We start from the raw sequence: 9,509 nt of genomic DNA, 5'->3' as shown, positions 1-9,509 counted from the left end.
CCTTCGGCAAAGGGAGGGGGCACAGCCCGCGCCGATCTTTATTTGTAGGAGCGGCGTAAGCCGCGAAGCTGACAACAACAAAACAACGGCCGATCTCTCAGGCTCGGTCAAACCGCTCTTGATTGCGGGATGCAGTTCGCGATGGATGGATAACCAGCTTCGCGGCTTACGCCGCTCCTACAAATAAAGATCGGCGCGGGCTGTGCCCCCTCCCTTTGCCGAAGGCAAGGGGAGGGTTGGGGAGGGGTTGGTTTTGCCTTTGCCTTTGCCTTGCTGTGTTTGAAGGATCTGTGGCTTCGCGGCTTACGCCGCTCCTACAAAATAACAAGCAAAATAAAACGCCGCCCCTTGGGGCGGCGTTTTCAGTTCGTTACCACCAGCCGCGGTAACCCCAGCCCCAGCCGGGACCCCAACCCGGGCCCCAGGGGCCGTACGGGTAGGCGGGTACTACTTCCACTTCGCGCTGCACCGGCCACAGGTAGACCACGTCGGCGGCAAGCTTGGGCAGCGGGTAGTCGTATTCGCCGATCTTGGTGCTCTGGTAGCCATCGATGCGGCCGATGAAGGTCACGTCGCGGCCTGGCTCGAACACCGCCGGATCATAGAAACCACTGCGGCAGGCCAGGAAGCGGCCGTCGCTGGCATCGCTCGAACTGGTGCTCGGGCGGCCGCTGGCATTGAGCGGGCGGGCCAGCATCTGGAAGCAGGTTTCGCCCTGGCCGGGGATGGTTTCGATGATGCGGCCACCCCAGCGTACCGGCGCGCCGGTCTGCTTCTGCGCCACCGCGTCACGCGGTGAAACGGGGGTGAATTGTCCCTGCAGCGGCTTGGGCGCCGTGGCACAGGCAGCCAGCACCAGGCTGGCGGCGGCAACTAGGAGGATGCGGGTCTTCATGTTCGTACTCCGGGTTTCGGGCGGTGCCTGTGCAGGTCCGCCAATAATGAAACGACATCCGATCGGACGCCAGCGTAGCGTGCCTGAGTGAAACGCTGGCTGAGCGCCAGCAGGTCGCTGCCGGGACGGGCACGGTCAGCGCGCTTGGCCCAGTCGCTGGCGGTTTCGAAAGGTTCGCGGCCCAGGCCGAGGCGTTGGTAGCGGCGGTCCAGGCGGTGCCAGGCGCGCAGCAGTGGGTCGCGCTGGCGCTCGCCACGGGCCAGCAACCAGGCCATCAAGCCCAGGGCAAGCACGGCAAAGCCGGCAAACAAGGCAATCAGCTGCGAGGGGCTCAACCGTTTGATGCCGATACCGCTGAGCAGGCGCTGCTGACGCTCGGCATTGAAGGACAACACGGCGGTATTCCAGCCGCGCCGCAGGAAGTCGCTGTACTGCAGCAGGCTGCTCCAGCGACCGGATAAATTCAGTCCACTGGTGTTGCTGTCACCGATGCGGTCTTCCAGGGTGTCGTAGATGCGTTCCGGAGCGACTGCCGCAGTTGGGTCAACCCGAACCCAGCCGCGCTGCGGCAACCAGACTTCGGCCCAGGCATGCGCATCAAGGCGACGCACCAGCCAATAGTTGCCGAAGCGGTTGCGCACGCCGCCGGCATAGCCGGTGACAACCCGCGCTGGAATGCCTGCGCCGCGCATCATCACCACGAATGCCGCGCTGAAGTGCTCGCAGTAACCGGCCTTCTGGTCGAACAGGAATTCGTCGACGGAATGGCGGCCGGGCAAGGGGGTGTTCAAGGTGTAGGCAAACTCGCGATGGATCCAGTCCAGGCTGCGTTGCACCAAGGCTGCGTCATCGCTGCCGGCTTGGCTGCGCCACTGCCTGGCCAGAGCCAGCGTGCGCGGATTGAAGCCCTCCGGCAGTTGCAGGGTTTGCCGTCGCAGGCGTGCCGGCAGCTCGGCCTGGAACGCCAGGGCGGGGCTGGACTGCATGCGCCAGCGGGTCAGTGCGGCAAGTGATTGCGCTGTGGTAAGGCTGTAGTCGGCATCCAGCTGGCTGCCTGCAGGGGCTTGCAGGGGCAGATCAAGCGCGACCAGTTCGCGCTGGTCGGTGGGCTCGTATTCGATCTGGTAGTCCCAGCGCAGCGCGGCGTTGCTGACCTGCGGCGGTGGTGCGGCCCGCTGACTCTGTACTCGCGACCAGCGCCGGCCATCAAAGCGCGTCAATACCGGGCCGCGCCAATAGCGTTGGTCCTGCGCTGGTACCGGGCCGAAGAACTCGACCCGCAGCGCCGGGCTGTCATCTGCCAACAGCTCGCCCATTGCACCGGGTTGCATGCTGTCGGACAGGCCCGGGCGCGATACCGAGCGATCCGGCGTGCCCCATAGTGGCGTCGGCAGGCGCGGCACCAGCCAGAATGCGGACAGGGCCAACGGCAGCGCCAACAACATCAGTCCGCCAACCGTGCGCAGTTGTGCGCGGGCTGGCAGGTGGGCAATGCCCACTTCTTCATCGGCCAGACGTTGCAGTGCGAGCAGGGCCGCCACCACGGCGGTGGCTGACATCAGCAGGGTGCTTGGCCCCTGGTCGAGCAGGAAGGCGGCGAAAGGAGCAAACAGGCTGAAGCCAATCAGGCTGCGCGCATCACGCAGCGTGCGCAGCTCGCTGGACTTGATCGCCAGCATCGCCGCGAGCAGGGCGCAGCCACTGTCGCGGCCCGGATTGGCGCCCATCTGCCAGTAGATGCAGGCCAGCATCATTCCGATCAGTAGCAGGCGCAGCAACAGGGGCATGGCGCGCCGCCACGACCACAATGCCACCAGCACGGTGGTGGTGCCGAACACCACCGCGAGCACGCCAGGCAACTGCAGCAGCAAGGGCAGCAGCGACAGCGTGGTGACCAGATTGATCCATAGGCGGCTGCTGGTGCTTGGCGCGGGCGGGAGCGTCTTCATGCGTTGGGCAGCAGCGCCAGTGCGCGCAGGCAGAGGTGGCGATGGGCGTCGCCGCTGGCCGGGCCCAATGCTGCTTGGCCGGGCAGGCGCAGTTGGTAGCTGCGGCCTTCGCGCTCGGCCTCATCCACCCAGCGTGCAAGGCGCGAGATGCGGTGTTCGTGGGGCAGGGCACGCAATTGCTGCCAATCCAGTACCAACTCGGCGCCGTAAGGGCGTTCGTACTCGCGCACCAGCAGTTCGTCGCGCCGCGCCGAGTGCTTCCAGACGATGCTGCGGCGGGCGTCGCCGCTGCGGTAGGGACGCATCTGCTGCAGTTCTTCGCCTTGTGGATGCACGCGGGTGCGGGTGGAGGCGCTGTCCGCATCCGGCAGCGGCGGCGCATTGGGTTCCGGGGCGGGATAAACCAGTAGCGCGGAGTCCGGCCAGAACCAGGCCCAGGCCCGGACCAGGCCCAGCGGTTGGGTGGTGTCTATGCGGATACGCGACAGGTCCAGCCAGCCGCGTTGATCCGTGGGCAGCCAGAGGTCGGCTTCGGCCTGGCTGTCCTGCTCCAGATTGAGGTGAGTCCTGGCCTGTTGATAGTTCAGCTGCAGGGCGCGACGAGGGCGGCGGTCGCTGCGCGCAAGCGCCAGGCGCAGGCGAATCGGATTGCCGGCGGCCACCGGGTCGGCGGAGACGGCTTGCAGGCGCAGGCCCGAGAGCTGCAGGTGCGCCTGCACGGCACTGGCCAGTGCGGTTGCGCCCAACACCAGCGCCAACAGCAGTGCCGGGTTGTTGTTGTAGTTCAAGGCGCCGAGCAGCATTACCGCAAGCAAGGCGGCCAGGAACAGACCGAAGCCGGTCGGCAGCACGTAGATGCGGCGTCTATCCAGCTGTGCTGGCAGTTGTTCCGGCTGCCGTGGGCGGGCCAGGAACTGCAGGGATTGCAGGCGTTGCCGCAGTGCTGCCAGCACCTCAATCCACCTGCACGCTGTGCAGGAGGGTGCGGGCCAGGGTCGGGCCGGATGAGGCTTCGGCCTCGCCGACCAGGCGATGTCCGGCGACGGCGATGAACAAGGCTTGCACGTCTTCCGGGATCACATGGCGGCGACCAAGCAGCAGCGCGTGAGCCTTGGCTGCGCGCAGCAGGGCGATGCCGGCGCGTGGCGACAGGCCGACACGCACGCCCGGATGCTGCCGGCTACGGCTGATCAAGGCCTGCACGTAATCAATCAAGGCGTCACTGGCGTGTACCTGGCCAACGGCGTCGCGCAGCAGGCGGATGTCCTGCTCTGACAGGCACGGCGTAACCCGTGCGATAAGCTCGCGGCGGTCTTCGCCGGCCAGCAGGGCGCGCTCGGCGTCGGCATTGGGATAGCCCAGGGTCAGGCGCAGCAGGAAGCGATCCAGTTGTGAGTCTGGCAGCGGGAAGGTGCCGGACATGTCCACCGGATTCTGCGTGGCAATCACGAAGAAGGGATCCGGCAACCGGTGGGTCACGCCATCCAGCGTCACCTGCTGCTCGGCCATCGCTTCCAGCAGGGCGCTCTGCGTGCGCGGTGGTGCGCGGTTGATTTCATCAGCCAGCAACAGGTTGCAGAACACCGGGCCGGGATGGAACTGGAAGCTGCGGCTATGCGCTTCGTAAACCGAGATGCCGAGCACATCGGCAGGCAGCAGGTCGGAGGTGAACTGCACGCGCTGGAACTGCAGGCCGAGGCTGGAGGCCATGGCATGGGCCAAGGTGGTCTTGCCAAGCCCGGGCAAGTCCTCGATCAGCAGATGCCCTCCGGACAGCAATGCGACAAAGGCCATCCGCACTTCCTGCGCCTTGCCCAGCAACAGGGAATTGACCTGCTGTTGCGCTGCCGATAGGGACTGTAGTGTTACTTCGGTTAGCATTCCGGGCGGCGCCATTGTCATGGTCGTCTCGATACTTGGGCTGAAGGAAGTGTACGTGGCAATCAGGGGTGAGCAACGCGCATACGTGACGTTCCTTGTGTTGTGGGTGCTGGTCACCACGGCCAAGGTGCTGTTGGCCTCGCAACTTCCATTGTTCGTGGACGAAGCGTTCTATTGGCAGGAAGGCCAGCATCTGGCTGCAGCCTATTCGGACCTGCCCGGCCTGACCGCCTGGTTGACACGGCTGGGCGTCGAGGTTGCCGGCGATCACCGCCTGGGTGTGCGGCTGCCGTTCCTGATCATGGGCGCAGCGTTGCCGTGGATGGTTGCTGCCATCTGCACGCGCTGGTTCGGCACGCGCATGGGCTGGCGCGCGGGCTCATTGGCATTGTTGATGCCGTTGTCGGCGACGCTGGGCATCCTCGCGGTGCCGGACGTACCCATGGCGATCGCTGCGTTGCTCTGCCTGGATGCCGGTGCGCGCCTGTTGCGTGGCGTGGGTGCTGGTGGCGCCTTGTTGCTGGCCTGCGGCCTGTTGATCGGCGCGCTGAGTCACTACCGTTTCATTGGCGTGATTGGTGTGGGTTTCATTGCGCTGCTGGTGTTGCCAGAAGGCCGCAAGGTATTGCGCGATCCGCGCGTGTGGATCGCGTTGTCAGTGGGGGTGGCCGCGTGGGCGCCGCTGTTGGCATGGAATCTGGACAATCAGGATGCAGGGCTCAAGTTCCAGTTGGTTGAGCGCCATCCATGGGCGTTCCAGCCGGAAGGCTTGCTGTTCCTGGTGATCCAGCCGCTGCTGGTGACGCCCTTGTTGTTCGTGGCGATGGCGGTGGTGGCGGGCAAGGGCCTACGCAATGTGCAAGGCGGCTTCCACCACCTGCAGTGGCGCTATTTCGCCCTGGTTGGCGCCACCTCCACCTTGCTGATCTTCGCGCTGGGGTTCTTCACCGATTCGGAGCGGATCAGCTTCCATTGGCCGCTGCCGGGTTATCTGGCATTGCTGGTCTGCGTACCGGCATTGCTCAATCATTGGCCGCGTCCCTGGCGGCGTGCGCTGTGGGTGCTCACCTCGCTGGGCCTGCTGCTGGCGATGAGCTATTACCTGGTTGCCGCGTCGCCCGGGTTGCGTGAGCACTTGGCGGGCAGCAAGTACTACCCGCGCAATTTCGCAGGCTGGCAGCAGTTGGCCGAAGGCGTGCGTGACGAGCTCTCGCAGATGCCGGAAGGCACCGAGTTGCTGGCGGACAACTTCAAGGTGGGCGCGGAGCTGGGTTTTCGCCTCAATGATCCGGCGATCAAGGTGCTCCCGCACGAGCTCAATGACCATCACGGGCGCACCGCGCAATTGGCGTTGTGGAAGCTGATCAGTGACGGCAACCGCTCTACGCCGGTGCTGTTGGTGTTGGCGCCGGGTGACCAGCGTTACCGTGATCTATTGGAGCGTTATCACAAGGTTTGTGCGCTGGTAGGGCCCTTGCCGCCGCCGCGGGTGGTCTCGCTTGATCATGGCTTCCAGCGTTTCCTGTTGTTCCGCTTGCCGGCTGAAAAGCAGCAGGGCCCCTGTGTGACGCCGGCAATGGCATGGGTGGAAACCCCGCTGGCGGGTCAGGCTGTGGGGCGCGCGCTGGAAATAAGTGGCTGGGCCTTCAAGGATGGCGCGGGGCTGTCGCGGGTTGAACTGCTGCTGGATGGCCGCAGCGTGGGTGATGCCGTTTACGGTCGCACCTACGACGTGCGCCCGTTCTGGAAAATATCCACTGATCCACAGCATCCGGAGATTGGCTTCGACGCACGCGTGGATACCTCTGGCCTGAAGCCGGGAACACACTGGCTGGGCCTGCGCCTGCATGGCAATGACGGCAGTGTCGAAACCTGGGCCGAGCAGCCGTTCGAGGTCCAGTAGCGCCGTTTGCTGCCAATGATGGCTCGCGACGGCGTTGTGGCCCGGGTAGGCGCAGCGCGCCCGGGCAGTTGGCGGAAAGCCTGAAAGACCGTTGGTGCCCGGGCGCGCTGCGCTTGCCGGAGCTACGCTGAAGCGGCAGGCTAGGGCAGTTCGTAGCCAGCCTGGCGCAGCAGCTGAGCGGTCTTTATCAGGGGCAGGCCGATCAGCGCGGTGGGGTCGCTGTTGTCGATGGCTTCGAACAACGTGATGCCCAGGCCTTCGCATTTGAAGCTGCCAGCGCAATCCAGGGGCTGTTCGGCATCGATGTAACGTTCGATCTCGGTCATCTGCAGCGTCCTGAAGCGCACGCGGGTGAGATCGATGGCCTGATGCTGGGCAATGCCATCGCTCACGCAGACCGCCGTGTGGAACAGCACCTCATGGCCGGACATCGCCGCCAGCTGCGCAATGGCGCCCTCGCGGGTGCCGGGTTTGCCCAGTGGCTGCCCATTCAGCTCGGCGACCTGATCCGAGCCGATGGCCCAACTGCCGGGCTGCTGGTGGGCCACGATTTCGGCCTTGGCCGCCGCCAGGCGCCGCGCCAGGGCGGCCGGCGGCTCGCCGGGGAGCGGGGTTTCGTCCACATCCGGCGCGGCTGAACTGAACGGAATCCTGAGCCGGTTAAGCAATTCAGCGCGATATCGTGAGGTGGAGGCGAGAATCAGGGGCTTCATGTGTAAAAATACGCAGCTCGGGACGGCCAGTCTGCTGCGCCGCCACCGGTCTGACAATGTTTCCGTCGCTATGGATTTGACAGCGGCGTGGCTACTCCTTAACATTCTGCAGCTTATGTCCGCGAACGTACCCGAATTGCTGGATGCTTGGCGGATGGTCATTGCGCGCAGGCGCTTTGATGGCCAGGTGCCTTTGTCCGAATTGACCCGCTTGCAGGGTCTGGTTGCCGATACCGAAGGCCAGTGCACGTATTCACTGGAGTTCGATCGAGACAACATCTTGCAGGTGTCGTATGTCGATCTGACCATCGATACCGAGCTGCCCTTGATCTGCCAGCGCACCATGCAGCGTTTCCTGCTGCCGGTGTCGATCAAGCAGCGCTTGGGCTTGATCAAGGACGAAGAAGAAGAATCTGCGCTTCCAGAGGAATACGAAGCGATGCTGGTGCCCGAAGACGGCAGCCTGCGTCCGCTGGACCTGGTGGAAGACGAGTTGGTGTTGGCGGTGCCGGTGGTAGCGCTGGCGCCTGGAAGCGAGGCAGTCGAACGTGACTTCAGCGCGACCGAAGAAGAATTGAGCAAGGCCAATCCCTTTGCGGCATTGGCGGCGCTGAAGAAATAATTGCGGCCGGTAATCGTCGGCGGCTGCGGCGAAAGCGAGTAGTGCTGGACGCTGGCGTCCTGTGCAATTAAACGACGAAGCAAACGAAACCGAGTTTGGAGCAATCCCATGGCTGTGCAGAAATCCCGTGTTACCCCGTCCCGCCGCGGCATGCGTCGTGCCCACGACGCCCTGAGCGCAAAGCAGCTGTCCACCGATCCGACCACCGGTGAAGTGCACCTGCGTCACCACATCACTGCTGACGGTTTCTACCGCGGCAAGAAGGTGATCACGACCAAGTCGACCCTGGTCGTCGAAGAAGATTGATTTGTGACGGCTGCCGCCACCTGAGCGTGGCGGTTGTTGCACCGATTCTTCCGGGGCCGCCTACGGGCGGCTTCGCGCAATAGGAAACAGCATGAGCAAGCGGATCTACTCGAGGATCGCGGGCACTGGTAGTTATTTGCCCGAGAAAGTGTTGACCAACGATGATCTGACCAAGATCGTCGAGACGACCAACGAGTGGATCGAGTCGCGCACGGGTATCCGTGAGCGGCACATCGCTGCCGACGACGAGACCACCAGTGACCTGGGCTACCACGCCGCCACGCGCGCGCTGGAAGCTGCCGGCATTGAGGCCTCGCAGCTGGACATGATCATCGTGGGTACCACCACGCCGGATCTTATCTTCCCGTCTACCGCTTGCTTGATCCAGGCCCGCCTCGGCGCGACCGGCTCGGCGGCGTTTGACGTCAATGCGGCATGTTCGGGCTTCCTTTTCGCCCTGAGCGTGGCTGACAAATTCATTCGCAGCGGTGATGCCAAGCACGTCTTGGTCATCGGTGCGGAAACCCTGACCCGTATCGTTGACTGGACCGACCGCACCACCTGCGTGTTGTTCGGCGATGGCGCGGGCGCCGTCGTGCTCAAGGCCGACGAAGACACCGGCATCCTCAGCACCCATCTGCATGCCGACGGCAGCAAGAAGGAGCTGCTGTGGGATCCGGTTGGCGTGTCGGTTGGCTTCGACAAGCCGGGCAAGATCAACATGAAGGGCAATGACGTGTTCAAGTACGCCGTCAAGGCGCTGGACTCGGTTGTTGATGAGACCCTGCAGGCCAACGGCTTGGACAAGTCCGACCTGGATTGGCTGATTCCGCACCAGGCCAACCTGCGCATCATCGAAGCCACGGCCAAGCGCCTGGAAATGCCGATGGATCGCGTGGTGGTCACCGTCGACAAGCACGGCAACACCTCGTCCGGCTCGGTGCCGCTGGCGCTGGACGCTGCGATCCGTTCCGGTCGCGTCGAGCGTGGTCAGTTGCTGCTGCTGGAAGCCTTCGGTGGCGGTTTCACCTGGGGCTCGGCGCTGCTGCGTTACTGAGCGTCCCCGCATTACAGATGTACCGCACGGGCAGCCAATGGCTGCCCGTTGTCGTTAAGGCTTCACCTGTGTAGTGGGGGGGGGGGGGGGGGGGGGGGGGGGGGGGGGTGTGGGGCTGGAGCGGGGGTCGGGGGGGGGGCTGCGGGGGCGGCGGGGAGGGCGGGGGGGGGGGGAGACCCCCCC

General features: G+C 64.7%; 10 protein-coding genes. 5 read left to right on the top strand and 5 right to left on the bottom strand.

Translation table 11 applies throughout. The features are described 5' to 3' along the window. Positions 1–187, top strand: a 187-nt coding sequence (locus tag ACVOL0_RS19545; protein ID WP_481550495.1) for a hypothetical protein, incomplete at its 5' end; no start/stop codon positions are given. Positions 188–370: 183 nt separating this feature from the next. On the opposite strand, the gene ACVOL0_RS19540 is transcribed toward ACVOL0_RS19545, so the two are convergent. Genes ACVOL0_RS19540 through ACVOL0_RS19525 form a run of 4 tightly spaced genes read right to left on the bottom strand, consistent with a single transcriptional unit; the run spans position 371 to position 4,725 of the window. Then, a complete protein-coding gene (locus tag ACVOL0_RS19540; RefSeq protein ID WP_481550494.1) occupies positions 371–895 on the bottom strand; it encodes a Slp family lipoprotein in 525 nt (174 codons plus the stop codon). Further along, positions 892–2,844 (bottom strand): transglutaminase TgpA family protein, encoded by a 1,953-nt coding sequence (locus tag ACVOL0_RS19535; RefSeq protein WP_481550493.1) that lies wholly within the window; start codon positions 2,842–2,844, stop codon positions 892–894. Before ACVOL0_RS19535 ends, ACVOL0_RS19540 begins: the two co-directional genes overlap by 4 nt. Beyond that, positions 2,841–3,797: a DUF58 domain-containing protein gene (locus tag ACVOL0_RS19530; RefSeq protein ID WP_481550492.1), complete on the bottom strand. Its 957-nt coding sequence runs from the start codon at positions 3,795–3,797 to the stop codon at positions 2,841–2,843. Before ACVOL0_RS19530 ends, ACVOL0_RS19535 begins: the two co-directional genes overlap by 4 nt. A 1-nt stretch (position 3,798) precedes the next feature. Then, positions 3,799–4,725: an AAA family ATPase gene (locus tag ACVOL0_RS19525; protein ID WP_481550491.1), complete on the bottom strand. Its 927-nt coding sequence runs from the start codon at positions 4,723–4,725 to the stop codon at positions 3,799–3,801. Positions 4,726–4,786: 61 nt separating this feature from the next. Between ACVOL0_RS19525 and ACVOL0_RS19520 the strand changes: the two genes are divergently transcribed. Further along, a complete protein-coding gene (locus ACVOL0_RS19520) occupies positions 4,787–6,628 on the top strand; it encodes an ArnT family glycosyltransferase (RefSeq protein ID WP_481550496.1) in 1,842 nt (613 codons plus the stop codon). A gap of 140 nt (positions 6,629–6,768) precedes the next feature. Here the strand turns inward: ACVOL0_RS19520 and ACVOL0_RS19515 are convergent, their stop codons facing one another. Continuing rightward, complete coding sequence (locus ACVOL0_RS19515) at positions 6,769–7,341, bottom strand: Maf family protein (protein WP_481550490.1); 573 nt, start codon at positions 7,339–7,341, stop codon at positions 6,769–6,771. Positions 7,342–7,456: 115 nt separating this feature from the next. Here ACVOL0_RS19515 and ACVOL0_RS19510 point away from each other — a divergent pair, with 115 nt between their 5' ends. The 3 genes from ACVOL0_RS19510 to ACVOL0_RS19500 all read left to right on the top strand — a co-directional run bounded on the left by ACVOL0_RS19510 (position 7,457) and on the right by ACVOL0_RS19500 (position 9,326). After that, positions 7,457–7,963 carry a YceD family protein gene (locus tag ACVOL0_RS19510; RefSeq protein ID WP_481534334.1) on the top strand — a complete coding sequence of 169 codons (507 nt, stop codon included), beginning with the start codon at positions 7,457–7,459 and terminating at the stop codon, positions 7,961–7,963. Between the two features lie 108 nt (positions 7,964–8,071). After that, complete coding sequence (gene rpmF, locus ACVOL0_RS19505; protein ID WP_282270713.1) at positions 8,072–8,269, top strand: 50S ribosomal protein L32; 198 nt, start codon at positions 8,072–8,074, stop codon at positions 8,267–8,269. 91 nt (positions 8,270–8,360) lie between these two features. After that, positions 8,361–9,326: a beta-ketoacyl-ACP synthase III gene (locus ACVOL0_RS19500; protein ID WP_481534333.1), complete on the top strand. Its 966-nt coding sequence runs from the start codon at positions 8,361–8,363 to the stop codon at positions 9,324–9,326. Positions 9,327–9,509: the final 183 nt, after the last annotated feature.

Source organism: Stenotrophomonas sp. STEN021, assembly GCF_056760175.1.
The sequence above is the reverse complement of the archived record's forward strand: the minus strand, read 5'-3'. Positions and strand labels throughout refer to the sequence as shown.